Raw genomic sequence first — 26,295 nt, 5'->3', positions numbered from 1 at the left:
AAGGACTCTATGCAGTTCCTTATAGAGCGATGTTGGGGAGGATAAACCTATGAATGAGGAACATCCAAATCGTTCAGACTCGATAAGCCGGAGGAAACTGCTTGCTTCCATGGGGGCGGCCGGAGCCTCGTTTGCCGTAGGAGGGCTGCTTCACGCACGGACGTTGGACCCGGCCCCGGAAGGGAAGGTGACCGATTCGGTATATGGAGCGGGCTTCGAGAACAAGGGCGGCAATGCCACCGGAATTCGCAGAGTCGCCGAGCAAGTCGTCGAGGAGAACGTCCCCGCCATGATTCAGGAACTCGCTCCTCCCCTGGTGGCAGCGATGCTGGATGAGACGTGCTTGCAGACGACGACGATCCAGGAGCTGCGCTTGATGACGGCCGCGCCAACCGCCGGGATCTGCACCGGGAAGGGGAGCACCGCTTCGACCATACGGTTCCGTCTACGATATTGGCCGATCATACCGGGGATTGCGTCTGGTTGTCCCATGGGTACAACTTGAACGGATTTGCGGCAAGCCAGTTGACGTTTGTGACGAGTGAAGAAAGCGTCAGGCGTGCAAAGCTTGAAGGCGGAACGCTGCTTTGGCTTCGATGTGGGCGGGGAAGGGCAATTCCGGGGGGAGTTCGTATTCGAGCACGTATCCGTCGGGAAATTCGGGAAAGCGTTTGAGCTTTATGCAAGCTCAGCTTCCAGCGGTACCAGCTTTAACGCAATGGGCGTCATCCGGATTCAGAATTGTGCGACGATGCACAATGACTTTATTGCACGGACGATCGATTCCACGGCTTAAAACGGATTTGTCTATGATTATAATGAAGGCGGCAACAACGGGAGAAGCGCTGGTACGGGCGGTATTCACATTTCGGGCCACAACATCTCCATTTGCCGCAACATTTTGGAAGGGCAGAGAGATACGATCCGGATTTCGGGCGGCCAGCGCGGACTAACGATCAAAAACAATTATTTTGAAGCGAATACGGGCGAGGCTATTATTTACGTGCATCGGAACAACGGGCCTTTCGATATCGGGGAAAACTTTATGTCCCGGCCGCAGACCACACACCGGGTGCTTCTGATCCAGTCGCTTTACGGCAGATGCAGCGATCCTTATTGGCCGCAGCAAACGAATAAACTGGAATTTGTGATGCCGGGGACTAACAATACCGAGAAATTTCTGAACAATAACGCGACGACACCGTATTTCCGAAGCGACCGCTTCGATCCGCAGCTGCTGCAAAAGCCGGTCTGGACCGCCGCTGCCCCTGCGAAACCGCCTGTAATCGGGACCGCCGCCGCAGCCATCCGCATTACGGAGCCATTCGATATTGCGGTAGCGGCAGGCGAATGGGTCGTCGTATGCTGGATGGTGCGCCAAAAGACGATCGGGCGTACGCCCTTCACCGCGATCACGCTGCAAGGAAGCGGACAAACATTCGAATTCGAGCATTACGGACATGGCAACTCGTTTCGCAATACGGAATTTTCCGTCATAACAAGCGCCATGAAGGCGTCGTCGGCGTCGTCGGTCGTCACGGTGGACATGTGGCCGTGCGGGAAATCGCCCGCAAACGGAGAAAGCTACGTGATCTACTCCCCGCTCGTGTATACGATCGCCGACGTGAACGACATCCGGCCTTATGTCGAGATGAGGCAATATGTTCAGCATTTCGTCTTGCCGGAACTCAGCGGTTTGATCTGATCGTGCGGAGGTTAGGAGGGGGGATTCGGCTGTATGGAATTAATGACCCGCTATTATGATGAGGATATCGTATTGAAACGGGCCGTCGATATCGTTTGTCCGGCACAGGTTTCCCGGAGGGTCGCCCTTTTCTACATTCATGGCGGCGGCTGGAGAGCAGGGGCGAGGGACGGCTTTCACCGGCACGCTTGCGTGTCCATCAACGGGCCGGCCACCTTGGAGAAGTGGGAGCCGATGCATGAAGGCATCAAGCGGGATATTGAGAATCTGCTTGGCGTCACGTACGAGGAAGAGAGCCCGCTCTTTCGCGATGCTTCTCCGATGGCGTATGCGGAAGGAGAGGCGGCCGACTTTTTGTTTCTGCTTGCAGGCAAGGAGAAGTTTTTCCCGCATTCCTTCATCTATGAAATGAGCGAAAAGCTTCAGCGGCTGTCCAAACGTTCGGAGGTCGTGTTGTTTCCGGAAGCCGAGCACGGATTTTTTTATGGAGTCGGCAGCCCGCTGCAGCAGGAGGCGCTAACCGTGCTGGAGCCTTTTTTGGAAAGCTATGCGTAATCGAGAATAGGATGAAGACGGGCTCATGACGGGGCCCGTTTTTCGTCGTAATAGAAGGTATAAGTTCTTCTCCGTCGAATTGAAAAACCAATAAATGGCACCCGTAAGAGTTCGATGTGGAACTCGGAGGAAAGGAGGCGCCAAAATGAGGGTGATCGATTTGTCGATGTCGATTGCGGACGGTATGCCCGTGTATCCTGGCGATCCGGAGGTAAAAGTCAAGGTAGCGCATACGTACGAAAGTCACAACTGGGAACTGCGGCGGCTTTCGATGGGTACCATACCGGAACACATGTGGACGCGCCTTCGCACATCAGCTGACACAGACGGCCTGATTCCTTGGCATGTTTAATTCACTTCCCCCGTTAGAATTTAGGAACGCTCGTCGATCAGCTGTTCAAAAAACTCCGCAAACGTCAAGGCATAAGTATCGATTATTCCATTCATGAGATCATAACACATAATCGGAAATTCGCCGGAGGTCGTCTTCAGTTTGTCAGCCAAACGCCCATACATAAGTTTCATCCTCTCTTCCTATACCTGTTAATCGCCCACTCTATCTTTTCTGGTTATTCTAGCACAACGAATATATTAGTGCGTTCTTCCCCTCGTAAACAACCAGCCGCCGGCCACGAAAACGAAATAAAGCAGCAGGTTATATCCGGCACCAATCAGCAGCGAGCCGTTGAATAAAAGGGCTTCGAAAAAATGACCGACATGAACGCGCAGCGAAGGAATTGCCGTTCCGACCGGGATCGCCGTAAGGAGCAGCACCCACAGCAGCCAACCGGCAGGACGGTAATAACCGGAGACCAGCATGCTTAATAGCGCCATTACCATTAAATAAAAGGCGGTTTGGTACACAAAAGAACCTGCGAAGCCAAAATTTACCCAATGAAAAACTTCAATCAGATCAATCGTATTCGTGTAGTTCCGGAGCACGCCCACTTCAAGCTCATACCAAAAACAATTGAACAAAGCGATGGCTGCCGCCCAGACGGCAAAGACGAATTGAAGGGCCATAAAATATCGCTCTCGGCTTGCGCCCAAATGCACGATGCGTTTGTAATAACGGAGCGGCAGCACAACAGCGGTCAGGAGCAAGATGAGAATGAGGATGTTGCCGTCCGAAAGGATATTGCTTTGGCTGTCTGTAAAGCGGCTAACAATGAATTCCGCCAGCCTTCCAAGCAGGATAAGAATAATGACGCCCCAGATGTAGATCCTCATTTGCAAATAGGTTGCCTTAAAATGAACGGCCCATGCGCCCAATTTAATGACCTCCTTCGATCAAATACGAGAAAAACTTTTGAAGTGACAAATTTTCAATCGAAATGTCCAGCTCGCGCGCCTGCTGTATGTCCCCATCGTCTAACGTTTCGTAAATAGCGGCAAGAGTCCCGCGGCCGTAGGGTTCCGTATGCAAGACCCGTTTTCCGGCTGTGAACGAAGCCACCGCTTCCGCATGTCCCCGGATCAGATGAGCGGCCGTACGTATGCGATCGATCTCATCATGAAGCAGGAGGGAGCCCGCTTCGATGATGTACACCTTTTCGGCGACCGTGGCGATTTCGTCGATCAGATGCGTAGACAGTAAAATCGTGCGAGGGTGGCGGGCGTAATCCTCCAGAAGCGCCTTGTAAAACCGTTCCCGCATCAGGACATCGAGGCCGAGCACCGGCTCGTCGTATAACGTCAGCGGCGCCCGGCTGGCCAGACCGATGATGTTTCCTACGAGCGATTCCATGCCTCGGGATAGCTGTCTGATTTTTTTGTGCGGATCGAGCCGAAACGTTTGGATCAACTCGTGAGCGAACGTCCAATCCCAGCTTGGATGAAAACTCGCAGCAAACTGCAAAACCTCGATAACCTGCGCTCCTCCGAAATGTTTGGTTTTCTCTCGAACGAAACAAAAATCGTTCGGAAGTTCTCCTTTGCTCAGCTTTGTTCCTCGTACCTCGATGGAGCCGCTGTTCGGGGAGATTCCCCCTGCGATCAGGTTAAGCAGCGTCGATTTGCCAGCGCCGTTTCGCCCGAGCAAGCCGTAAATGACGTTTTCCTCCAACTGCAGATTCAGGTTCCGCAAAGCATAAGTTCGACCGTATGATTTGTTTACCTTGTCGCAAGTCAATACTATGCTCACGGTTCGTTCATTCCTTCCTCAACTGTTTGATCATGTTAATGATATCTTTGGTTGTCAGCCCGAGTTTGTCGGCCTCATTCAGCAGATTGGACAACAATTCCTTGTAGAAGCGATCTCTTCGCTTCATCTGAATCTTCTGTTTTGCATCCATCGCGACATACATGCCAAGCCCTCTTTTTTTGTACAGAATACCTTCATTGACGAGCAGGCCGATCCCCTTCACGACAGTCGCCGGATTAATTTGAAACAGTTGAGAAAACTGAGCGACAGACAGAATTTGCTCGTCCACACGGAAAGTGCCGTTCAAAATATCGTCCTCAATGATGTAGGCTACCTGCTGAAAAATCGGCTGCTTATCGTCGAAAGTGATGTTCATTGCCCCACCTTCAGTATATCGGTATGTTATCGATCCAACATACCATAATGGATAGGCAATCAATTGTCAATACCGGCCGTTCATCGAACGTACGATCGGTTATTGACAGTTGTTGGAGCATGAATTATAGTGTGCTACATGAGTAACATACTAACATGCCAAGAAAAGAAATGCTAGGCAAAACGGGAACTTACGAAAGTTGATCATTAGGAAAAGGTTCGATCATTGCGATTTGGGGAGAGGGTACAAGTGAGAGAGTTAATCGAATTCAAGCAAGTAACGAAAGAATACAAAATAGGAGAAGTGCCCATTCAGGCGCTTGCCGGTGTTGATTTTTCGATAGCAGAGGGAGAATTCGTCGTTATTTTGGGCGCCAGCGGTGCCGGCAAGAGTACGATTTTGAATATCCTTGGCGGTATGGATACGGCTACCTCAGGCCAAGTGTTTGTCGGCGGACAAGAAATCACAAGGCTCAGCGAAAAACAATTAACCGGGTATCGCGGCGAGAAGATCGGTTTTGTGTTTCAATTTTACAATTTGATTCCGAATTTAAACGCATTGGAGAACGTCGAATTTGCCGCTGAAATATGTAAAAACCATCTGGATGCTCAAGATATTTTACACAAAGTCGGATTAAAGGATCGGATCAAAAACTTCCCTTCCCAGCTCTCTGGCGGAGAACAGCAAAGAGTGGCAATCGCCAGAGCTGTCGCCAAAAACCCTTTACTTTTACTCTGTGATGAACCGACAGGAGCTCTGGATTACGTAACCGGCAAATCCGTCTTAAAGCTTCTTCAAGATGTAAACAGGGAAACGAAAAAGTGCGTCGTCCTGGTCACGCATAATTCAGCCATTGCCCCGATGGCGGACAAAATTATTAAAGTCAAAAGCGGAAGGATCGAAAGTGTTGCGATCAATAAGGTCAAGCATAGCGTGGAAGGGATTGAGTGGTAATGATGAAATTATCATTAAAACTAGTAAGGGATATTAGACAATCTATAGGGCAGTTCATAGCCATTGTTGTGGTACTTGCAGTAGGAGCTTTTTTCTATGCGGGACTGGTCACGTACAGCGGCACCCTTGATGCTTATACGAAGGCGTATTTTAAAGCGCATAATTTGAGCGATTTGAATGTTTACTACAGTCAACTATCCAAGCAGGACGTGGCTCGTTTAAGCGAAATAAAAGGGATACAGAATATAGAAGGACGTTATACGCTGGACGCCACGCAAGCGTTTGAAGGGTATAAAGCCTCCATAAAAATCCATTCCATTCCGGTGAAGAATAAAATCAATACGCCTGCTATGATGGAGGGCAGGGTCCCGTCGAAAAAAGGGGAGATTATGTTAGATTCCCATTATGCCAAAGAGCATCAGTATCGTGTCGGCGATAACATCCGGATAAGCTCGAATAATAAAGACTACACCTTTACCATTAGCGGTCTGGGTGAGAATGTTGAATATGTCAAAAAGAATGAAATACAAGACCATAAAAACTTCGGAGTAGCTTATGTGGCTGAAGAGACGATTCCTGAAATGGGATACGGCTTCTCCTATAATGAAGTTCTGATCGATGCCAAAGAAGGTTATGATCTGGACCAATTAGGCAAATCCATTGAAGCACAATCCAAACCGCTTTCCTATGTAGACCAGGTAAGTAAAGAAAGGACGTTCAGTTATTCGAAACTAAAGGAAACGATACATAATAATAATAGGATGAGCAAGGTTATCCCTTTGGTTCTCTTTTTGATAGGAGCTGTTATCCTATTCCTTACCATGTCGAGGATTATAGATTCGCAAAGAAATCAGGTAGGTATGATGAAGGCGTTGGGTGCAAAGGACAGAACGATTATGCTTCATTACATGGGCTACCCTTTGCTGGCGGGGATTACAGGCTCCCTTCTAGGCTGCTTCGCAGCGCATATTGTATTTATTCCTTTAGTAACGGGGTCGAGCTCAAGGTCGTACTCGTTGCCGGACATTCAGTTTGTCCTTTCGTTTTACTCGATCCTTCCCCCCATTGTCTTCTCCAGTGCTTTTGGACTCTTGTCGTGTTACTTAAGCGGGAGAACCGTGTTAAAGGAACGTGCGGCTCAAGCTATGCGGCCTAAACCGCCCAAGAAGATGAAAACACTTCTTATAGAACGCATTCCGGGGATTTGGAGTCGTATTTCCTTCAGTTACAAACTCATTTTGAGAAATATGTTGTTGAATAAACAAAAAGCTGTCGTGAGCTCGGTTGGTGTTGTGGCAAGCACGGTTTTATTAATAAATGCTTTCAGCACACAAGCGGCCCTGCTGCAAGTAGCTAATCAGGTTGAAGAGGTTTACGGTTATGATTTAAGAGTGGATTATGAGCTGGGAGCATCTCCCGATGTGTCCAAACTCCCTTCCGGAATAAAACGAAAATATGATGTATACGCTTTTCCTGTTGAACTTATCCAAGAGGATAACAAAGAAAAGGCCACTTTAACGGTTACTGCCAAGGAAAACAATCTCATTTTTTTCTTTGATGAACATAAAAATAAACTGTTTTTGGAAGACCATGGCGTTCTGGTGCCCCAATCTTATGCCGACAAATACCATATTGCAGAAGGGGATCTCATCCAGATCAAGTTTACAGCGCCGGAATTTAATAGGATGAGGATCGAGATGAAGGTCTTACATGTATCTACCCAATATTCGAATCCGTCGTTTTATAGCACGCCAGCCTACTTAAAAAGCTTTGGCATCCACTACAATCCAACCTCGCTTCTGATTGAGGCGGGCAGCGCTGCAGATCTTGAAAACGTTCGTACCTTTTTTGAGCAGGATCCTCGCGTAGAGAAAATTACGGATAAGGAGGATTTGAAGAAGTCAGCTCAATATATTCTGAAGCAAAACAGCTTTGTTTTTATTATGTTTATCATTTGTGCCGTCATACTCTCCTTTGGCGCCATCTATACGATATCTTCCATCAACATGTATGAAAGGAATCGGGAGCTTGCCACGCTGAAGGTATTAGGCTATCCAAAACATAAAATAAACAGACTCCTCTTTTTTGAAAACATCATCCTAACGACATTTGCGGTTCTAGTTGCATTACCGATTAGCGGCTATATGTACACGCTTATTGTAAAGGCGCTCTCTAGCGCCCATCAACAAATCCCGGATCAACTCAACATTTTCATAGTGGCGGCAGCTGTTTGCTTTGCATTTGTACTTACCATACTGGCCAACTTGCTGCTCAGGAGAAAGGTAACCCGAATTAATATGATCGAATCCTTAAAAAGTGTAGAATAACGGGATTGGGCAATTGGTGAAGCAGCAGAAACGGAGCGACGCAGATGTGCGGACTCCGTTTTTTATTTATGTTCGGGGAAGGGGCGCTCAGGAGCGGATTGACGACGGAAATCTTGCGGGGAGACGCCTTTGATTTCTTTAAATACTTTCGAGAACGTGCGGAAGTTGTCAAACCCGACCTCCAGAGCGATCTCGGAAATGGTCATCGGCGTCGTGACGATCAGGCTGGCCGCCCGGCCAATCCGGAGAGCGTGCACGTATCCGACGAAAGATTGGCCGACGTGGCGTTTGAAAATGCTACTCAAGTAGCTCGGATTGCGGTCCAGCAATTCGGATAGCTGGGACAGCGATAACTCCTCCGTGTAGTGGAGGTGAATGTACTTGAGCATTTCCATGACGGTGCCGGTCTTGTCCGAATTCCATACGGCATGAGGTTGCTCCTGCTCTTGAACCGTGCGCAGCAGAAACACGCAAGCTTCCGAAAGCTTCGATTTCATGACTGTGTTTTTGCCCAGACGGTCCGAATGATATTCCCGGAAAATATCTTCGATTAGCTTTGTAAAATCCTCCCTTTGTTCCCCGTCCAAGTCGAAGCGCGACGGCAGCTCGCTTCCGATCATAAAAATTTTGTTGCGGATTCCGGGATCGTGCGTGTCGGTCAACACGATATTGAGATCGAACATGCAGCAATACTTCGTAAGAACGGTTCCGGGCGGAATGATAATTTCGTGAATATGGTTCGGAAGCAGGAACGATACGGTTCCCGGCGTTAAGTCGCGGCTTTTGCCGTTCAAAATTTCTTCTCCACAGCCTTCGATCACAAGCGAAAGCTCGGCAAAGTTATGGTAATGCAGTCTGTAATTTTTCGTTAACCGGCTGATCACGACATAGAGAGGCAGATCGTCTTTACCGAACTTGTTGAACTTCAGCCCGTCCTGAAATTCCGGAAAACGCGACACCGCAGTTCCCTCCCTTGATCGGAACACTAAAAATCGAACAAAAATAAACAAAATACTAAAAAAATCGAACATCAAACAAACAAAAAGTGACGTTTTGACTGCTCACTTCTATTACTCTGTTTATATAGCCACATATGCTTTCCTTATGGTGAGATTATTATATAGAAAAGGGGGATGTATTCGCAATCACCACTTTGGAGGACACCTAGACGGCGAGATCAAGCAGAAAGCCAATCCATACGGAATTTTATGAACGATAAATGGGAATCGATTATCGACTGACAAAGGAGATTACAGGGGATGAAAAACAGAAAAGCAAAGTTAATCTTACCGATTGCTGCGCTGATACTAGCGGCTGGTCTATCGGCATGTTCGTCAGGCGGTGAAGGCGCTGGAGACAACACGAAGGGAGCGGCACCCGCACCCGCCGAAGAAAAGCTGGAACCGGTCGAATTGACGGTTTACGGCGGGCGTTACGTTTCCGAAGAGCAGTTTATGGAAACTTACGGGAAACATCTGCAAAAAAAATATCCGCATATGAGCTTTAAAGTATACGGCAACATGACGGCGGCCAATATCGTCACTACCGGCATGCCGATCGATATCTTTTTCAGCGATCCGGTCGCTTACCCCCGGGATTTGGCGCAGTTCGGTCTTGCCTATGATATGTCCGCTCTAATCGGCGAATTCAAATTTGACGTTAGCCGGCTGCACCCCGGACCGATTCAGGTCATGAAGGATACGTTCAACATGGGCGTAACCGGCTTGCCGTTGTCGATGAGAAACGTCGTGCTTCATTACAATAAAGACTTGTTCAACAAGTTCGGGGTAACGCCGCCGAGAGACGGAATGACTTGGGATGAAGTATACGAGCTCGCACGCAAAATGACAAGGCAGGAAAACGGCGTGAAGTACAGGGGGATCGACTTCTCGGCTCATATTATCGATTACAATCAGCTATCCCTTGGAACGGTCGATCCGAAAATGGAACGTGCGAGCGTGAACACAGACCCGTGGGGGGATCTGGTCCGAAACTTTGCGCGGTTTTATCAAATCACCGGGAATGAAGTGGGAACTGAAGAGGCGAAAGACGTAATGGATTGGAAGCGCTTCGGCGAGCAGGGCATTACGGCCATGAACGGCACGACCTTTTATCCGCCTTCGGCCGTCAAAGGATTGTTCGACATGGACTACGCCCAGCTTCCTTCGTTTCCTTCCAAGCCGGGCGTAGGATCGCAATCCCCGTCGACGTATATCGGCCTGACGTCCAGCACGAAGCATCACAAAGAAGCTTTCCGGGCGATCGAGTATTTATTGTCGGCGGAATTCCAGACGATGCTGTCGCGATCGGGAACGATGTCCGCGCTGCAAGATCCGGCGGTTAATGCCGTGTTCGGCGCGGATATTCCCGAACTCCAGGGCAAAAACGCGAAGGCCGCCTTACCGACGAAACCGGCCGATCCGGCTCCGTTATCGAAGCATTCGAACAGCGTTCAAGCCAATCTTTGGACGCCGCTCCTCCAAGTATTTACCGGAGCGGTCGATCCAAATACCGGCCTCAGAAATATGGAGGAGTCAATCAATAAAAAGCTCGATGAACTAAAAGCGACGATGAAGTAATAAAGCTTGAAAGCTGAGCAGTTGATCCTACCCGGATATCTAAACTTTTGGTGAATCGGCTTTTTTGGCGGAATGGATCTTCTGCAGCCGGAAAGGCTGCGTGGATCTTGGCGGAGAGTCGAACGTTTTATTATGGCTACGGGATCCAAAGTCATCAAAATCCGAATGAAGGCACACGGCTCCCCCGGTTCACCGCCCTAAATCCCAAGCGACCCCGCGCCATAAAGTATCCGAGGCCGCAGCACAATCGTCTGCGACCCGGGTTCTGCGTATTAAGGCCTGTCCCTTTAGTTTTTCAGGTCGCGCCAGCCTGTGTAATCGTGCACAGCGATGCCTGCATACGACTGGTGAGCTTTTACCAGCTCGTCGATTCGAGACATTTGCAGGTCCATTTCTATTTTTCCCTTATCATAGAACGTGATGTACGGCGTTTCCGGAATAGCATTCGTTTCAAGGCTGAGCCACACCTTCTTGCCATACTTGTCGCCCCAGGCCAGTTCCTCCGTGACGAGGTTCACCACCGCATCTCCTTGATTCCGATAAGACATGAGGGCAACCTCGTCCAGCTTGGCGATCAAAGCTTCCCCTAAAATGACTCCGCTGCTAAGTGATACGCTGTCAAGCCAGAACGGCAGCGCTGCGGAGGTCGATAAGGCTGGAGCTTTCTTCGTTTCGTCATGAAAATACCTTAGTGCATCAAGCCATTTTTGCGCCACGCCTGTCTGGTCGGTTGACCATTCCGGAAGCAAATATGGCTCGATATCGAGCTGAATGCCGGCGAATCGTTCGTTCATGGTGACGGTAGCGTTATACGTCTTTACCCAGCCAATCAGGCTTGTGATCTGCCCGCGATTTTCGGGGAGCGCCCAATTGGGAGCGCCGTCAAGTGCGTACACTTCAATGCCGTTTCCGGCGGCAGTCTTGATCATGTAGCGGTAGGCGTTTTTTGTAACATCCGGGTTGACCTGAAGATAGATGCGGGAGATTTGCTGATTTTTGGCAAACTTAATAATTTGGTTGCGTCCGGTGGCTGTGTTTATTAGCGAAGTATCCCACAACCAGGTGGCTTTAGGTTTCCCGGACGGCAGTGGCGCGGCTAATGTGGCCCATGCTGCAATGAAAGTTCCTGATAACAGGACCAATGTAACGATCATAATTTTCGGCCAACTTCTGTGATTGCAATAGATGTTTTTAGCCCAAGCCATGTTTCTAGCACTCCTTTAGTTGTTCGACGAATTCTTCTTCCGGAAGATTGATTCCATCATATGCCAAGAATGGGTAGGCTACTATAGTTCCCACTAACTATTTTCAACAAAATTCGACAGTGCGCCAGCCCTGTTTTTCGTCGAGAATTAGGATAAGACAAGAACTTATGCATTTAAAACAAATAAAGCCGCATATATTGCGACTTTCAAAGTAATCATGTTCTTGTCGTCCGACATCGATCGTCATGATTCATCTATCGGGACTTGGATGGGGGCGCCTGGTGTGTTGAATCGGGTTGGACTAACAGTTGGATCGCAGTTGTATTGGCGATGCGCGAGTCGAAGGAGCATTTGTTTGATACAACTTGCACAGGACGGTTGCAGAAAAGCTTCACTGCTGTGGTTGAGGAACTGCTGCTTGATCAATCTTAAAGACGCTTGTACAAGAGTTGTATATTCATTTATATTCATCAAATGGTTATGCTTACGTTCTGATTGAATAGATGAAGAGCGGGTGAAGTGGATTAAGATATAAGCTTTGATCAGCCGCGGAAAAGTGCTTGCTTCACTCTATTTGGTGGGCGACTGACGCTATTTCAACTAAATTCTCTTTTTTGAAAACATCATCCTAACGACATTTGCGTTACTAGTTGCATTACCGATTAGCGGCTATATGTACACGCTTATTGTAAAGGCGCTCTCTAGCGCCCATCAACAAATCCCGGATCAACTCAACATTTTCATAGAGGCGGCAGCTGTTTGCTTTGCATTTGTACTTACCATACTGGCCAATTTGCTGCTCAGGAGAAAGGTAACCCAAATTAATAGGATCGAATCCTTAAAAAGTATAGAATAACGGGATAGGGCAATCGGTGAAGCAAACAGAAACGGAGAGATGCAGATGTGCGGCTGCATTAAAATAGAAGAAACTACTTCCTCGGCTAGGTATAGCTGTATAATAGACGAATGGACTTCTCTATCCATGACAAGGAGAGGAAAACGTCTTGGCCGATCATGCACCAAAATTCCAAAGGAAAAAGAGCCATATTCTAATAGGAATAGGGATATTATTAGTTATTTTATCCGGATTTCGTTTTTTGTGGATGGAATCGTTTCGTGATCAAAAACTGGAGCCTATTAAAAACGGGCAGTTAAATTTGCGCGACTGGAATGCCGAAGATGGCGACATTCTCTTACTTGATGGGGAATGGGAGTTGTATCCCTCGCAATGGTTGATGGATGGCGAACGGCAAGGGGGGAGTGAGCCAACATTTATTCAGGTTCCGGGTAGATGGAACGAAGCTCTGCATGCCGAAAAATCAACTTCATACGGATTTGCTTCTTATCGCTTGCGTCTTTATGTAAATCCCGAAAAGGACCTGAATTATAGTATACGTGTACCCAGCGTACGGACCTCATCGGAATTATATGTTAATGGCCGATTGCTTGCCAAATCCGGACGTGTGGCGGAATCGAAGGATGAATATACGGCGAAGAACCTGCCTTATTCTGCGGCTTTTGCGGCAGACGAAAACGGCGTCATCGAACTAGTGATTCAGGCGGCCAATTATGTGGATAGTCGAAGCAGCGGTATTGTCCGGTCTATTAAATTCGGTTCGGAAGAAGCAATTGCGAAGGAAATGAAAGCCTCCGTTTCTATGCAGCTTCTGGCAGCGATTATATTCCTTATGCATTCTGCCTATGCGCTTATTTTGTTCGTACTGGGAGATAAGGAAAAGAAACTGCTTTATTTTTCTTTGCTCGCTTTATGTATAACCCTTACTAATGTCTTGAGTAATGATGAGAAGTTGTTCCACCAATTATTTTACATGGGCAGCGATTGGGATTTTCGACTGGCTAATGCGGCTCTAGTTATTGGAGCTTATGCATTGCTCGAGTGTACGAACCATCGCGAACTTCCTTATTGGAGCAGGATATACCCGGTATATAGGGTGCTAATTTTAGGGACAGCCGGCATTACGTTGTTTTTAGATCCGCATCAGGTGATCATGCTCTTTCCGGTTTATTTTCTATGGGGCGGTATTGCTGCAGTTATCACGATGATTGCGATCTTAAAAAAAGTAATCAAGGATATAAAGAGTAATCTATTACTGCTTATTTCTATTCTTGCTCTGCTTCACCATTTTCTTTGGTCGTTATTCTGGCGGGAAAGCGGATGGAGTCTTGTCTACTATCCGTTTGATCTGATTATTTCGATGGGGTGTTTAGCCTCTGTATGGTTTAAGGGTTATTTTGTCATGCATGCCAGCACAAAAGAGATTGCTACAACCTTGCAACGAATGAATGATCATAAGGATCAATTTCTGGCAAATACTTCTCATGAATTTAAAAATCCGCTTCATAGCATTCTTAACATGTCACAATCCGTTTTAAAAAGGGAACGTCATTTGCTGCAGGAAAGAAGTGTCAAAGAGCTTGAAACGGTTTTATCCGTAGGACGCCGGCTGACCTTGATATTAGACGATTTGATAGATGTGATGAGTTTACGGGAAGGCAATCCGCGTCTACAGAAAAAAAACATCCATATTCAGCCGATCGTGACCGGTGTAATTGATATGCTGCAATTAAATGCTGAAGTGAAATCTGTAATCATCGTAAATCAGATTCCTGAAGATTGTCCTCCGGTACATGCGGATGAAAACCGGGTAATTCAAATCGTATTCAATCTGCTTCATAATGCTGTGAAATATACGAACGAAGGGATCATTTCGATTCAAGCTTATGCAAAGGATGAACGAGCTTATATCGTCATTTCGGATACCGGGATCGGGATGGATGAAGACATGCTTAAGCGCCTGTTCCGTCCGTATGAGCAAGCCAGCACGAGTGAGACCCTGATTGAAGGCGGCTTTGGGTTAGGTTTGAGTATAAGCAGGCAATTGGTTGAGCTTCATGGAGGCCGATTGGATGTGTCCTCTGTATTAGGAGAAGGTTCAACCTTTACATTTTCGTTAAAGCTGGCAAGTTTGCAAGCGGAGGACGAGGAGGATGCTGCTAGCCTGTTGGAACAGGGAGTCTCGCCACCTATACCGATTCAGGAAAAAGTCCCGATCACTATGGAAGAAGCGGATATCCTCCCGCCTACGAAACCAATTACTTTATTGGAAATGAATCGGGACCGTCCGCTCCTATTAATTGTGGATGATGATCCGGTCAACCTTCAAGTGCTTGAAGCTATACTGCCGCCGGACGAATATGATGTAACGATGGTAACGAGCGGTAAAGAAGCGTTGGCTGTACTGGATACAAAGGAATGGGATCTGGTCATCTCTGATATTATGATGCCGCAAATGTCTGGTTACGAGCTGACGCGTTTGATTCGTGAGCGGTTTACACTTACGGAGCTCCCTGTTTTGCTCCTTACCGCAAGAAGCCAACCGAATGATATTCAAAGAGGCTTTATAACGGGAGCAAACGATTATGTAACTAAACCGGTGGAAGCAATAGAAATAAAATCGCGGATAGAGGCGCTAACTACGATTAAACAATCCGTCCGGGAACAGCTGCGGCTAGAAGCTGCATGGCTGCAAGCGCAAATCCAGCCTCATTTTTTATTTAATGCAATGAATGCAGTCACAGCTTTAAGTACCATTAATCTGGATAAGATGCGTAATTTGCTTGATGAGTTCGGCAATTTTTTGAGAAATAAATTCAAATTTCAAAATATGGATGAACTTGTTTCGATCGATGAGGAACTAAGTCTAGTGCGCTCTTATTTATACATTGAGCAGGTCCGGTTTGAAGAAAGGCTGCAGGTTATTTGGGAGACAGACGGCTGCGACGAGTTGAGAGTCCCCTTTCTTACGATCCAGCCTCTGGTTGAAAATGCAATAAGACATGGCATTATGAAACGCGCTCGCGGGGGAAAGATCTTTATTCGGATTTCTGTCCATGAAACGCATGCGGAGATAACCGTTGAAGACGACGGGGTGGGGATGGACGAAGTTCAAGTGCAACAAATATTAGAGAGAAAAGTAGATGGCAGGTCGGGTGTCGGATTGATAAATACGGATCTGCGATTAAAACGGCACTTCGGAACAGGACTTCATATCAAAAGTGAGTTAGGTACAGGGACGAAGGTAACTTTTCATGTACGCAACAGGAGGAATAGTACCATTGGGAGAGTGTAGGAATTCCGAAGGCTATTCCTTCAGGGACATAGGCGGCATTGCTGCCGCTTTTGTCTTCAAGTTGAACTAAATATCTTCCGTGATTAAGCAGAATGTAGTGGAGAGTTGCCATGGAGATTTACGCAAATGGAATTGAGTCTTGTTATTCCGTTTTTTTTAATTTATAATGAGTAAATATTCACTCATAAAAAAGGGGCGATTCGTTTGCCACGCAGCAAGGAACAGTTTGAAGAAATGCGCAAGGCCACCAGGGAAAAAATCCATTCAGCTGCGATGCAGTTATTTGTGCATCAAGGTTTCGGTTCAACGAATGTTCAGGATATCGCGGATAAAGCCGGTATTAGTATCGGTTTGTTGTATCGTCATTACAAAACGAAGGATCAGTTATTTCAAGAATTGGTTGCCTACGCTGTTGAAGGTTTGAAACGTAATATTGCTTTCTTCGAATCCGGTCAATCCCCTAAAACGTTATTGACACAGTTTGTAGACGAAGTCTACTCCGACATGATCCATGGGGAGGAACTGGCCCATCTGCTGATCCTTATCCATCAATCGCTGTTAGCTGGCGCTGCCACAGCTTCTGAATCCTATGAAGAGATTCTTCGGGTTAATGCCAGGCTGCTGGATACTACGGCACAGCTCATTCGTCAGGGGCAGCAGCTTGGGGAAATTTGCTCGGGCGATGCACAGGAGATGGCCGTTTTTTTATACGCATCGATTCAGGGGTTGGCTGAGATGAAAGTACTGCTGAAGTGTAACTTTACTATGCCCTCACCATCCGTTCTTACCGCATTTCTATTTAATGGAAGGGAGTGACCTTGCGTGCTTAACATGGTTAGAGCCGATCAGGCTGAGTTTGATGTGAGGCGAGGTATAGCTGAAATATTCGCAGAGGGATTCACCCAGTGGCTTGGTTTTTTCTCCAAGGATCCGAATAAGATTGCTGAAGCGTTTGCCCACATCTTCGTTTTGGATCAATTTTATGTGGCTTTGCACAAGGGGCAAGTGGTCGGTATGGCGGCCTGCACAGACGGAACTTCACTTTCGGTAAAACTGGATAACAAGGAACTTCGCAAACATTTAGGCTTTTATAAAGGCACAATGGCCGGTATTTTCTTGAAAAAAGAGTTTGAAACCTCCTTTGTTTATCCTTTACACGAGTCAGGCTCCATCGAATTTGTGGGGACGGCCGTCGAATTCAGGGGGCAAGGCGTGGCTTCCCAATTGATTCGTCATATCCTCGAGCATACACCTTATAAGGTTTACTTGATTGAAGAAGTCGCCGATACCAATATTCCAGCCATGAAACTTTATCAAAAGTTAGGTTTTGAAGAATACAAACGCAAGCAAATTCCAATGAAACGGGCAAAGAATATCGGGATCAATCACATTGTATCGTTGAGGTATACGAAATAGCAGTTTAGAACTTTCCAGTTAATGGTTCGGTCAAGGATATTTTCGACAGGTTCGGGGGTGTGTTCCTCGGGACGGTATGGACGAGTTGTACGAATTGCACGAGTTACCTATAGATATATAATGCGATCGCTCCCTTGATGGCTTATTGCCAGGTCGGGCGATTTTTTTGTATCCTTTTTTAAATGAATCGTAGAATCGTTCAGATCCGGAGGTATTGTTTATCGCTGTTCCAAGCCATTCACTCTATAATGAAAGCCAATAGCGAACTTCTTGTAGATCCGTTCGTTACCAGTCTTATCAGGAGGAGAGCAGGATGACATTGTTCCCAGTAGCGGCCGCAAGCGAAATACCGGTCGGGACGAGAAAGGTCGTCGAGGTGGAAGGCCGCTCGATCGGCATTTACAACGTACATGGGGAGTATTTTGCCATTCACAACTACTGTCCCCATCAAGGCGCGGAGCTGTGCAGGGGGCCCGTGTGCGGCACGACGCTTGAATCGGGCGTTTATGAATTTATATACGGCCGGGATCAGGAGATTGTCCGCTGTCCTTGGCATGGATGGGAGTTTGACTTGAAGACGGGCAAATCGCTGTTCAGCGACAAGGTCCGCGCGAGAAAGTATCCGGTTCAGATTACAGATGGCCAAGTGTGTGTAGTTATCGGCCAATAAGGAGGAGAACAGAAGATGCATATGGAAAAAGAAGAAGTATTGCGGGTCATTGATTGCGATGTGCACAACCAATTTCGCACCGGCAAGGATCTCTTTCCCTATCTGGAGGAAACATGGAAGAGTCAGGCGGTACTGCGCGGAGGCGGGCTGCCTTACGCGACCCCGATCGGCAATAAGCGCAAAGATGCGAATCCGCCCAGCGGCTTGCCGGTCGGAGCGGACCCGGAGTATATGATCCAACAATTGATCGAGCCTTACAACATGGATTACGCGCTGCTGTGCTCGGATGGAATTATCGCGGTATCAGCTTTTGCGGATGCGGACTACGCGGCGGCTCTATGCCGTGCCTATAACGATTACCAAATTGCCGAGTGGCTATCGTATAGTCCTAAATTTAAAGGGTTTTTGTGCGTAGCGACGCAAGATCCGCTTCAGGCGGCGAAAGAGATCGACCGGATCGGTCCCCATCCTGACATCGTCGGCGTCTCGATTGTCGGCGGATCGCGAATGCCGTATGGGCAACGTTTCTTCCATCCGATCTATGAGGCATGCCAGCGCAACGATCTGCCGCTAGTAATTCATCCCGGGGCGGAAGGGTCCGGTATCTTCAATCCGCCGACCGCCGTCGGTTATGTGTCGAACTACCTGGAGTGGCATACGTGCCTGCCGCAGACTTATATGGCGCATCTGGTCAGCTTTGTATGCGAGGGCGTATTCGAGAAGTTTCCTAATTTCAAGCTTGTGCTCAGCGAGGGCGGGGTCTCGTGGCTTCCTCCGCTGCTGTGGAGACTGGACAAAAACTTCAAGGCGCTGCGCTCGTCCAATCCATGGCTGAAAAGGATGCCGAGCGAATACGTCCGGGACCACATCTTCATGACGACACAGCCGATCGAGGAGCCGGATAACCCGAAACATCTGGCCATGATGTTCGAAATGTTCGATGCCGAAAACATGCTGCTGTTCTCCAGCGATTATCCGCATTGGGATTTCGACGACCCGATGAAAATTTTGAAGCAGCTTCCGGTGGAGAAACGAAAAAAAATATTAAGCGAAAACGCCAGAACATTGTTCAAGCTGGCTTAACCATTCCTTCCGGTGAGGCGGCCAGACGTTAATAGGAGGAAGAGACTGACGATGCGGCGGTCCGCTTTCAGTCAGTCTCTTCGAATCCGGCCGAGCGGGACGTTTATCGGTCCGTAAGTGGTGGAAGGATTATGCTTCTGCGAAGTGAAATCATTCGTTACAAGACTGGGAGGGCGTTGCCGTGTCGATAGTACTGGATGGCGTTTATTACGATGATCTTATCCCGAACTGGCATGTAACGCGCCCGCAGAACGAAAACTACATCTTTCTGTTGGCTGCGGAAGGCCAGTTTTTGTATTCGCTTAATTCAGCCACCGTCCAAATGAACAAAGGGGAAATCATGTTTATTCGCGATCGGACCAATCGGATCGGCACCAACGGCCAGTTTCCCCCGCATCGAAAATATTCCGCTCATTTCAGAATGGACAGTTCCGCCGAACCTTCGCTCGCCAAGGAAATCAACCGGATTGCGAACACGCCGGTCAAATTGCGGCGTTTCGAATATTTCAGGCAGCGGATGGCCACGTTGTACCGCGCATGGCGAACCCAGACGACATTCCGCGAAGTGACGAGCACTGGCATAGCGATGGAACTGGTCGGAGCGGTGCTGGACGATATTCGAAAGCAAAATATCGCTCCTCATAAATGGATGGTGGTCAAGGAAATGGAAAATTATATATTGGCCCGCTTCAGAGAGGAGATCAAAATCGAACAGCTGGCCCGGCATGTCAGCCGGACCCCGAATTATGTGAGTACGATTTTTAAAGAAGTGACCGGACAAACGCCGATCGAATACGTCCATCAGATGCGCACGACGACTGCCCAGGATTTGTTGCTGCACACCAGTATGAATGTGGCCGAAATATCCGATTACCTTGGTTATTGCGACCCTACCTACTTCAACCGGATGTTTAAAAAATGGTGCGGCGAGCCGCCGTCTGCCATGGTGAAGCGAAGAAAGCAGCTATAGGGAGAGGGCGGGGCTCCGAATCATTTGCCCGCCGCTTTTTGTTCCGCGATCTTTTTATTGATTTCTTCCTCGGCTTCCCGGAGCGCCGTGTTCGTATCCTTGACACCCTTTAAAATTTCGTTCACTTTACCGCTTAGCACGGATCTCGCAATCGAGTCGTATTTCGTCGGTTTCGGCGACGATGCAATTTTCGTCATATGCAGCGATTTCATATTTTTCTGATCGAGGAAGCTTTCGCCCTTGCCGAACGCTTCCTTGACATCCACCGCTTTCAGCGTCGGATATCTCAGCAGACGGCCTCCCTCGGTTTGAACTTCGGCGGATGTCAGCATGGAAATGATATGCATGGCTAAATCTTTGTTGCCGCCCATGGAAGAAATGCCGTACAACGCTCCGCCGTACTGAATGGTCGTATTCGGAGTCTGCTTGAATGTCGGCACGGAGACGATGTCCCAGTTAAAGCCGTCCCCTTTCTTCTCCAGATCGATCAGGCGGGGATATACCGCGTTGCCGACCCACATCGCGGCCGAACGCTCCTCGATGAACGCTTTTGCACCGTCAAAGGTGGCCGAATCGGGCTTTTGATTGCCGGAAATCTCGTAAAACGCTTTATACGTTTCGATCAATTTCTTCCATTCGTCCGTATTCACGGCGGCTTTATCCGTCTGGGCATTCACCAGCGGGAGGGAGAGCTGATTTTGTCCGATTAACCCGCCCATATTGATTTCCAGTCCACGATACGGAACGCCGCCGTCCGTCCGGCTTAATTTCTCGACAATCGCTTTAAATTCCGGCGAATCCCAGGTCATGCCGTCTTTCGGGTAAGCGACCCCGAATTTATCGAATATATCTTTGTTGTAGAAGAGCGCATACGTGCCGAATGTCCAGGGAAGCACATACAGCTCGCCCTTGTCGGAATAACCGCGAAGCGTCTGGATCATATCGTCGCGAAATACGTTCAGATCGATGCCGTTCGTTTTGGCGACCGGATCGAGATTTTGCATGACGCCAAGATCCATATAGCGGATGAGGGAACTGTCTGTAGTCAATATAATATCGGGCACCGTACCGGCCGTCACAAAGTTTTCCATCGTATTTTCTTTGACCGCGCTGCTGATGTAGGTAAGCGTAACGTTGGGAAACTTCTTCTTCACGTGAGGTTCGATATAGTCTGTAAAATATGAATCCGGAACCCCGATGTTATTGTAAAACGTCAATGTAGCGGACTGCCCATAGTTAAATGCTTTCCCTTCCGCCTTCTCTGCTCCCGGATTGTCCGTCCCCCCGGTATTGCCGCCGCAGCCGGCCGCCGACACAGCCGCAAGCAGCATAGCCGCTATGCCTAGTTTCCTGTTCCTCATGAGTACAATGTCCCCTTCCTTTATATGTGGTCTACTGGATTCATTATATTGGAAGGGCTTTCAAACTTACATTAACAATCCAAACGGTTCTTAACGATTCTACAACGAAACCTGTTTGTTGTCGCGCCTCAACTGACCGGCCGATTCAGCCTGCCGGTTCAAGCGGGACGACAGGGATTCCGAATCGTAGTCGGAGTCTGTAGCCGGAAGCGACGCCCTTCGTGTTATCAACGAGGGGCGTTTTTTTGCATGCCGTAAGCAGTCGGCTCCGGTGTCCGTCGATGAGATCGCATCGGCATTGAAGATTCCCTCAGGTACGGTCAAGAGCAGGTTATACCACGCCCGCAAAGCGATGAAACAAATATTGGAGGTGGAGCTCTCATGAGCGATCCCACGAAATGGGACCGGATGTTCAAGCAAGCTCTCGCTTCAACGGAGGAACCGGGCGATAGCTTGAACGAAAGCATTATCCATTTGTATAAGGAGCGAACTGCGATGAAGCGAGGATATAGGAAAAGGATTTCCGCCGGCGTCTTGGCCGCCGTCTTCACGATTGTTATATCGATAACGGCTATTGCCGCCACGCAGCTATTCAGCTCCAAACAGGTGGCTGAGCGTCTGGGCCAGCAACTATTGGCCAAAGCTTTCGAAAGCGCCGACGCGATCGAAATCAATCAATCCGCCGCTGCCGGCGACTATACGTTTACCTTGCACGGGATCGTCTCCGGTGCGGGACTAACGGAATTTAACAGCACGTCGCAGCGTTTGAATCCCGACAGAACGTATGCCGTCGTTTCGATCGCCAGACAAGATGGCGGCCCGATGCCCGCGGCAACCGATCCGGAATACGGCCAAGTTCCATTTTTTATCTCGCCTCTGATTAAAGGCCAGAAGCCCTGGCAGGTAAACATCGTTACGATGAACGGCGGTTATAGCGAAGTGGTGATCGACGGAACGATGTACAGGCTGATCGAATGCGACGGAGTGGAAATGTTCGCCGACCGGGGAGTGTATTTGGCGATTATTAGCGGCAGCACCTTTTATTCCAACGAAGCATTTGCCTATGAGGAAAGTACGGGCGAAATTAGACCGAGAGCCGACTTTCAAGGAAGCTCGATCCTGTTCGACCTGCCTCTGAATAAAGCGAAGGCCGACCCCGCCAAGGCCGAAGCGTATCTGCAGAAACTGTTGAAGGAACCGCACTCCGCCGGCGACGCTTCCGGCCGGGCTGCGCCTGCCGATGAAGCCGGAGCGGAGCATGCATACCGTCTGGAACAATGGAAGAAAAAGATGCCTGAAGGCACAGTCGTACCCGAATCCGTCAAAGCAGCGACTATCGACCAAAAAGGATATATTCACTATGATCATGATGGTTGGCGCGTTACGCTGGCCCCCGGCATCTTGTTCGAGGAAGGCCAGACGGGCTTCTCGGACTCCGTCCAGTTCAGCGGGTCGGAGGATACGTATAAAGCCATGCAGTTTCATAAAGACGAGCAGGGCGTTATTACAGGCAGAATCATCAACCTGAACTAAAATGCCGGAGCCGGTCTCCCATGCAGGAACCCGGTCCGGGAGACGACTGGGGCAGAGAAACCAAAACCGCACAGATCAAGAAGCAAAGGAGCCAGGCAGCGTTCGTCTGCCGGCTTTTTTGCTTTTTTGGCGTCTGCTTCGAAAAGCCGGAAACTATCCATTGATCAAATGGGATGATAAATGTTAATTTACATGTAGAATACAACATCGAATCTGACCGCCACAGGAGTTACTTCATTAAGAAAAACCCCGTTACGAGAAAAGAAGTGACGTTCGAGAATCGTCGAAACCTAACTTGACTATCCGAGGTGAATGGTTGATGAGCACTCTAGACGGCGAGGGGGACCAGCAACTGGTGCAGTTGGAGCTCGAAGAAACGTTACGGGAACAACAAGGGATGACGTTCCGTTTTTACAAAACAGGGGGCAAGTTTATCCATACGTATTGCACCGGAAGGCTGCTGCTGAAGCTGGGTTTAACGCCGGAAGAGGTGGTGGGCAGGGAACTTATCGAGTTTTATCCGGCCCAGATCGCGATTCGGAAAGAAACGTTTTACGCGCGCGCCTGGGAAGGTGAAGAAAATGTGACCTACGAGGGGGAAATCGGCGGAGTCTCTTATCTCGCTTCGCTGAGACCAATTCGAGTGTCCGGCAAGATCGTCGAGGTAGTCGCTTCCTGTGTTGATATTACGGAGCGGAAACGCGCGGAGGAAGAATTAAGAGCGACCAAGGAGCTGCTGGATTCGCTGTTCCGAAATTCCGCAGACGGCATATGCGTGACGGACACGGCGGGCAAAGTGATCCGGGCAAATGCCGCTTACCTGAACATGTACGGGTGGACGGAAGAAGAACTGGTCGGGCGGGAGCTGCCGATCTACCCCGATTATTTAAAGCATGAGCTGGGCGTCATTTGCACCATGCTGGAAGCCGGGAATCATATCGTCAATCAACAAGCGGTCCGGCAGCGAAAAGACGGCGAGTTGCTTCATGTCTGCATCACCATATCGCCAATTAAAGATGCGGCAGGTATAGTGATTGCTCTGGCCGGTATAACGAGAGATATATCGGAACAAAAAAAAGCGGAGGACTTTCTGCAAAAAGCCGATAAATTAAATGTGGTCGGCCAATTGGCCGCCGGATTGGCTCACGAGATCCGCAACCCGTTAACGACGCTGCGCGGGCTGCTGCAGCTGATGCATTCAAGCGGTAGCGGGAAGCTGGAATATTACGATATTTTAATTTCTGAATTGGATCGGATCAACAGTATGGTCAGCGAGCTGATCCTTATTGCCAAGCCGCACGTAACCAGTCTCCGCACACAGGATCTGGCGGTGATTGTGCTGAACGTTATCAACTTACTGGAATCGCAGGCCGCTATAAGCAATGTCCAAATCGTTTTCGAATCGGAGGGAGCGCTCCCGTTCATCAAATGCTCGGAGGTGGAGATCAAGCAGGTCTTTATTAACCTGCTCAAAAATGCGATTGAGGCGATGCCAAACGGCGGAGCGATTCGTGTCGTCGCTTCGGCGCAGCCTCATCAGCATGTGCGTATCCGGATTATAGATCAGGGTGACGGCATTAGGGAGGAACAGATCCGCAGGCTTGGGGGAGCCGTTTTATACGACAAAGGAAAAGGGGACAGGACTCGGGCTGATGATGTGTTATAAAATCATTGGCGATCACGGAGGGAAAATCGCGGTCACCAGTGTGATCGGCAAAGGAACGACGGTGGAAGTCGTACTGCCTGTGAGCGTGTAAAAGTTAAAAAGCCGCAGATTCTGGGTCTCTGCGGCTTTTAGAGGATTGCAGTTCTAAACCTTCAACTGCTCATCAGGCTCGCTTGGCTGCCGATTCGGACTATTCCAGGTTCGCATGTCTGCCGAACATAGCTGCGGAATCGATGCCAAGCCTGTCCATGCAGCATAAGACAACCGTATCGAGAAGGAGCAGGAGGCTCTGCTCGAACAAGGAGCCCATCGGCTGAATCGTCGTGGTCGCACTGCCGTCATTTCTTTCTTTGGCCGCAGCCGGAACGGCGATGACGGTGTCGGCCATTTGTCCGATTGTGGAATCCGGACGGACGGTGGCGAGCGCTACGCTGGCGCCCAGCTTTTTGGCCTTGGCCGCCATGTGGACCAGACTGCCGGTTTCACCGGAGCCGGAGCCGATAATCAGCAGATCGCCTGCTTGTAGTCCGGGTGTGACCGCCTCGCCAACTACATAAGCATGGAATCCCGCATGCATCAGGCGCATGGCAAAGGCGCGCAACATCAGGCCGGAGCGGCCTGCACCGGCGACGAAGATGCGGCCTGCCCGGGCACCTGTCTCGGCAATTTGCCCGACCAGCCGCTCGATCTCTTCCACCGGGATCGACTTGACGGTCCGCTCCAGCTCATGTAGGATGCTGCGGGTGAGTGCAGGGATTTCGGTCAGTGTTGTCATGGATTAATGTCCTTGAGCGACCAGCTCGCGCATTTCGGAGGCTACCGATTTTTTGTCTGGCTGTCCGGTAATTCCGCCGCCTACGATAACCAGATCGGGGTTCGCTTTGACGACCTCCGGCAAGGTTTCCAGTTTAATGCCGCCAGCAATGGCGGTTTTTGCATGTTTGACGACGCGCTTGATCGCTGTAAGCTCCTCGAACGAGTTTTTGCCCGCCGCTTGATGATCGTATCCGGAATGCACACAGATGTAGTCGACGCCCATCGCATCGATTTCTTGAGCCCGCTCTTCCATATGCTTCACATTGATCATGTCAACCATAATTTTCCGGCCTTGTTTGCGGGCTTCTTCCACAGCGCCGCGAATGGTCGAATCGTCCGAAACGCCCAGTACGGTAATAATATCCGCACCGGCTTCGGAAGCTTTCATAACTTCGTAACCGCCGGCGTCCATAATTTTCAGATCGGCCAGAACTTTCAGATTCGGGAAAGCCTCTTTCATTTCTTTTACGGCCCGCAGTCCTTCATTGATCACGACCGGTGTGCCGATCTCGACGATATCGATGTAAGCTTCGACTTCTTTCACGACTTCTATAGCTTCCGGGATGTTGACCAGATCCAACGCTAATTGCAATTCCATAGGGATAATCGCTCCTTGTTTCGATGTAGTAAGCTTGCCCCCGGGTGGCTTCAATGGCTGCGCAGAGCCGGACGGCAAGGGTTGTAATTTCTCGTAACACGCTTTATTCTAATTGTTGAGTTTCAATTGAGGAAGTACGCACTTTAAAGTGGGGTAGTTACCGTAAGGATACTATTGGACGTTTATC

General features: G+C 48.9%; 25 protein-coding genes and 2 pseudogenes. 18 read left to right on the top strand and 9 right to left on the bottom strand.

The features are described from left to right. Positions 1-49 precede the first annotated feature (49 nt). The 5 genes from IDH45_RS10240 to IDH45_RS10220 all read left to right on the top strand — a co-directional run bounded on the left by IDH45_RS10240 (position 50) and on the right by IDH45_RS10220 (position 2,612). Positions 50-505: a hypothetical protein gene (locus IDH45_RS10240; RefSeq protein ID WP_190927157.1), complete on the top strand. Its 456-nt coding sequence runs from the start codon at positions 50-52 to the stop codon at positions 503-505. Between the two features lie 36 nt (positions 506-541). Further along, entirely contained in the window at positions 542-796 is a 255-nt protein-coding gene (locus tag IDH45_RS10235; protein ID WP_190927155.1) for a hypothetical protein, read from the top strand. Between the two features lie 105 nt (positions 797-901). Continuing rightward, positions 902-1,705 (top strand): hypothetical protein, encoded by an 804-nt coding sequence (locus IDH45_RS10230; protein WP_190927153.1) that lies wholly within the window; start codon positions 902-904, stop codon positions 1,703-1,705. A 33-nt stretch (positions 1,706-1,738) separates the two neighbouring features. Continuing rightward, entirely contained in the window at positions 1,739-2,260 is a 522-nt protein-coding gene (locus IDH45_RS10225; RefSeq protein WP_190927151.1) for an alpha/beta hydrolase family protein, read from the top strand. Positions 2,261-2,405: 145 nt separating this feature from the next. Further along, positions 2,406-2,612 carry a cyclase family protein gene (locus IDH45_RS10220; RefSeq protein ID WP_223836522.1) on the top strand — a complete coding sequence of 69 codons (207 nt, stop codon included), beginning with the start codon at positions 2,406-2,408 and terminating at the stop codon, positions 2,610-2,612. Between the two features lie 20 nt (positions 2,613-2,632). Here the strand turns inward: IDH45_RS10220 and IDH45_RS10215 are convergent, their stop codons facing one another. From IDH45_RS10215 to IDH45_RS10200, 4 genes are all read right to left on the bottom strand, one after another. Beyond that, complete coding sequence (locus IDH45_RS10215; protein ID WP_223836521.1) at positions 2,633-2,785, bottom strand: hypothetical protein; 153 nt, start codon at positions 2,783-2,785, stop codon at positions 2,633-2,635. Between the two features lie 66 nt (positions 2,786-2,851). Beyond that, positions 2,852-3,532, bottom strand: coding sequence for a hypothetical protein (locus IDH45_RS10210; RefSeq protein ID WP_190927149.1), 681 nt, complete (start codon positions 3,530-3,532; stop codon positions 2,852-2,854). A gap of 1 nt (position 3,533) precedes the next feature. Continuing rightward, on the bottom strand, positions 3,534-4,403 hold the full coding sequence (locus tag IDH45_RS10205; protein WP_190927147.1) for an ATP-binding cassette domain-containing protein: 870 nt from the start codon (positions 4,401-4,403) through the stop codon (positions 3,534-3,536). 7 nt (positions 4,404-4,410) lie between these two features. Next, on the bottom strand, positions 4,411-4,779 hold the full coding sequence (locus tag IDH45_RS10200; protein WP_190927145.1) for a GntR family transcriptional regulator: 369 nt from the start codon (positions 4,777-4,779) through the stop codon (positions 4,411-4,413). Between the two features lie 249 nt (positions 4,780-5,028). Between IDH45_RS10200 and IDH45_RS10195 the strand changes: the two genes are divergently transcribed. Beyond that, complete coding sequence (locus tag IDH45_RS10195) at positions 5,029-5,733, top strand: ABC transporter ATP-binding protein (protein WP_190927144.1); 705 nt, start codon at positions 5,029-5,031, stop codon at positions 5,731-5,733. Further along, positions 5,733-8,060: an ABC transporter permease gene (locus tag IDH45_RS10190; RefSeq protein ID WP_190927142.1), complete on the top strand. Its 2,328-nt coding sequence runs from the start codon at positions 5,733-5,735 to the stop codon at positions 8,058-8,060. Before IDH45_RS10195 ends, IDH45_RS10190 begins: the two co-directional genes overlap by 1 nt. 62 nt (positions 8,061-8,122) lie before the next feature. Here the strand turns inward: IDH45_RS10190 and IDH45_RS10185 are convergent, their stop codons facing one another. Beyond that, positions 8,123-9,019 (bottom strand): AraC family transcriptional regulator, encoded by an 897-nt coding sequence (locus IDH45_RS10185; protein WP_190927140.1) that lies wholly within the window; start codon positions 9,017-9,019, stop codon positions 8,123-8,125. Between the two features lie 300 nt (positions 9,020-9,319). On the opposite strand from IDH45_RS10185, the gene IDH45_RS10180 reads away from it, so the two are divergent. Continuing rightward, positions 9,320-10,639: an ABC transporter substrate-binding protein gene (locus IDH45_RS10180; RefSeq protein ID WP_190927138.1), complete on the top strand. Its 1,320-nt coding sequence runs from the start codon at positions 9,320-9,322 to the stop codon at positions 10,637-10,639. A gap of 287 nt (positions 10,640-10,926) precedes the next feature. Here the strand turns inward: IDH45_RS10180 and IDH45_RS10175 are convergent, their stop codons facing one another. Then, the gene (locus IDH45_RS10175) at positions 10,927-11,844 is read right to left on the bottom strand and encodes a hypothetical protein (RefSeq protein ID WP_190927136.1); all 918 of its coding nucleotides are present in this window, start codon (positions 11,842-11,844) and stop codon (positions 10,927-10,929) included. Between the two features lie 604 nt (positions 11,845-12,448). Here IDH45_RS10175 and IDH45_RS35225 point away from each other — a divergent pair. The 7 genes and pseudogenes from IDH45_RS35225 to IDH45_RS34950 all read left to right on the top strand — a co-directional run. Then, positions 12,449-12,700 (top strand): annotated as a pseudogene (locus IDH45_RS35225) (ABC transporter permease); the annotation flags it as partial. 148 nt (positions 12,701-12,848) lie between these two features. Further along, complete coding sequence (locus IDH45_RS10170; protein WP_190927134.1) at positions 12,849-15,995, top strand: hybrid sensor histidine kinase/response regulator; 3,147 nt, start codon at positions 12,849-12,851, stop codon at positions 15,993-15,995. Positions 15,996-16,199: 204 nt separating this feature from the next. Further along, entirely contained in the window at positions 16,200-16,811 is a 612-nt protein-coding gene (locus tag IDH45_RS10165; protein ID WP_190927133.1) for a TetR/AcrR family transcriptional regulator, read from the top strand. A gap of 6 nt (positions 16,812-16,817) precedes the next feature. Beyond that, positions 16,818-17,411 (top strand): GNAT family N-acetyltransferase, encoded by a 594-nt coding sequence (locus IDH45_RS10160; protein WP_190927131.1) that lies wholly within the window; start codon positions 16,818-16,820, stop codon positions 17,409-17,411. A 313-nt stretch (positions 17,412-17,724) separates the two neighbouring features. Then, a complete protein-coding gene (locus IDH45_RS10155) occupies positions 17,725-18,081 on the top strand; it encodes a Rieske (2Fe-2S) protein (RefSeq protein WP_190927129.1) in 357 nt (118 codons plus the stop codon). A 21-nt stretch (positions 18,082-18,102) separates the two neighbouring features. Then, positions 18,103-19,164 carry an amidohydrolase family protein gene (locus IDH45_RS10150; protein ID WP_190927275.1) on the top strand — a complete coding sequence of 354 codons (1,062 nt, stop codon included), beginning with the start codon at positions 18,103-18,105 and terminating at the stop codon, positions 19,162-19,164. A gap of 181 nt (positions 19,165-19,345) precedes the next feature. After that, positions 19,346-20,134 (top strand): helix-turn-helix domain-containing protein, encoded by a 789-nt coding sequence (locus tag IDH45_RS34950; RefSeq protein WP_190927127.1) that lies wholly within the window; start codon positions 19,346-19,348, stop codon positions 20,132-20,134. 20 nt (positions 20,135-20,154) lie between these two features. On the opposite strand, the gene IDH45_RS10140 is transcribed toward IDH45_RS34950, so the two are convergent. Next, on the bottom strand, positions 20,155-21,495 hold the full coding sequence (locus IDH45_RS10140) for an ABC transporter substrate-binding protein (RefSeq protein ID WP_190927125.1): 1,341 nt from the start codon (positions 21,493-21,495) through the stop codon (positions 20,155-20,157). 271 nt (positions 21,496-21,766) lie between these two features. Here IDH45_RS10140 and IDH45_RS33915 point away from each other — a divergent pair, with 271 nt between their 5' ends. From IDH45_RS33915 to IDH45_RS10125, 3 genes and pseudogenes are all read left to right on the top strand, one after another. Next, positions 21,767-21,880: a sigma factor-like helix-turn-helix DNA-binding protein gene (locus IDH45_RS33915; RefSeq protein ID WP_397327015.1), complete on the top strand. Its 114-nt coding sequence runs from the start codon at positions 21,767-21,769 to the stop codon at positions 21,878-21,880. Next, a complete protein-coding gene (locus IDH45_RS10130) occupies positions 21,877-23,028 on the top strand; it encodes a hypothetical protein (RefSeq protein WP_190927123.1) in 1,152 nt (383 codons plus the stop codon). Before IDH45_RS33915 ends, IDH45_RS10130 begins: the two co-directional genes overlap by 4 nt. Positions 23,029-23,347: 319 nt before the next feature. Beyond that, a pseudogene (locus IDH45_RS10125) lies at positions 23,348-24,785 on the top strand (PAS domain S-box protein). 99 nt (positions 24,786-24,884) lie between these two features. Here the strand turns inward: IDH45_RS10125 and hxlB are convergent. Both hxlB and hxlA read right to left on the bottom strand, forming a co-directional pair. Next, the gene (gene hxlB, locus IDH45_RS10115) at positions 24,885-25,469 is read right to left on the bottom strand and encodes a 6-phospho-3-hexuloisomerase (RefSeq protein ID WP_190927117.1); all 585 of its coding nucleotides are present in this window, start codon (positions 25,467-25,469) and stop codon (positions 24,885-24,887) included. A 3-nt stretch (positions 25,470-25,472) separates the two neighbouring features. Then, complete coding sequence (hxlA, locus tag IDH45_RS10110) at positions 25,473-26,108, bottom strand: 3-hexulose-6-phosphate synthase (protein WP_190927115.1); 636 nt, start codon at positions 26,106-26,108, stop codon at positions 25,473-25,475. Positions 26,109-26,295: the final 187 nt, after the last annotated feature.

Source organism: Paenibacillus oceani, from assembly GCF_014705615.1.
Lineage (GTDB): Bacteria > Bacillota > Bacilli > Paenibacillales > NBRC-103111 > Paenibacillus_AB > Paenibacillus_AB oceani.
The sequence above is the reverse complement of the archived record's forward strand: the minus strand, read 5'-3'. Positions and strand labels throughout refer to the sequence as shown.

What these genes read in the sequence shown, in the direction of transcription:
- IDH45_RS10240 (WP_190927157.1), top strand. Translation starts at nt 50, where the DNA reads ATGAATGAGGAACATCCAAATCGTTCAGACTCGATAAGCCGGAGGAAA.
- IDH45_RS10225 (WP_190927151.1), top strand. Translation starts at nt 1,739, where the DNA reads ATGGAATTAATGACCCGCTATTATGATGAGGATATCGTATTGAAACGG.
- IDH45_RS10220 (WP_223836522.1), top strand. Translation starts at nt 2,406, where the DNA reads ATGAGGGTGATCGATTTGTCGATGTCGATTGCGGACGGTATGCCCGTG.
- IDH45_RS10215 (WP_223836521.1), bottom strand. Translation starts at nt 2,785, where the DNA reads ATGAAACTTATGTATGGGCGTTTGGCTGACAAACTGAAGACGACCTCC.
- IDH45_RS10200 (WP_190927145.1), bottom strand. Translation starts at nt 4,779, where the DNA reads ATGAACATCACTTTCGACGATAAGCAGCCGATTTTTCAGCAGGTAGCC.
- IDH45_RS10190 (WP_190927142.1), top strand. Translation starts at nt 5,733, where the DNA reads ATGATGAAATTATCATTAAAACTAGTAAGGGATATTAGACAATCTATA.
- IDH45_RS10180 (WP_190927138.1), top strand. Translation starts at nt 9,320, where the DNA reads ATGAAAAACAGAAAAGCAAAGTTAATCTTACCGATTGCTGCGCTGATA.
- IDH45_RS10175 (WP_190927136.1), bottom strand. Translation starts at nt 11,844, where the DNA reads ATGGCTTGGGCTAAAAACATCTATTGCAATCACAGAAGTTGGCCGAAA.
- IDH45_RS10155 (WP_190927129.1), top strand. Translation starts at nt 17,725, where the DNA reads ATGACATTGTTCCCAGTAGCGGCCGCAAGCGAAATACCGGTCGGGACG.
- IDH45_RS10150 (WP_190927275.1), top strand. Translation starts at nt 18,103, where the DNA reads ATGGAAAAAGAAGAAGTATTGCGGGTCATTGATTGCGATGTGCACAAC.
- IDH45_RS10140 (WP_190927125.1), bottom strand. Translation starts at nt 21,495, where the DNA reads ATGAGGAACAGGAAACTAGGCATAGCGGCTATGCTGCTTGCGGCTGTG.
- IDH45_RS10130 (WP_190927123.1), top strand. Translation starts at nt 21,877, where the DNA reads ATGAGCGATCCCACGAAATGGGACCGGATGTTCAAGCAAGCTCTCGCT.
- hxlB (WP_190927117.1), bottom strand. Translation starts at nt 25,469, where the DNA reads ATGACAACACTGACCGAAATCCCTGCACTCACCCGCAGCATCCTACAT.
- hxlA (WP_190927115.1), bottom strand. Translation starts at nt 26,108, where the DNA reads ATGGAATTGCAATTAGCGTTGGATCTGGTCAACATCCCGGAAGCTATA.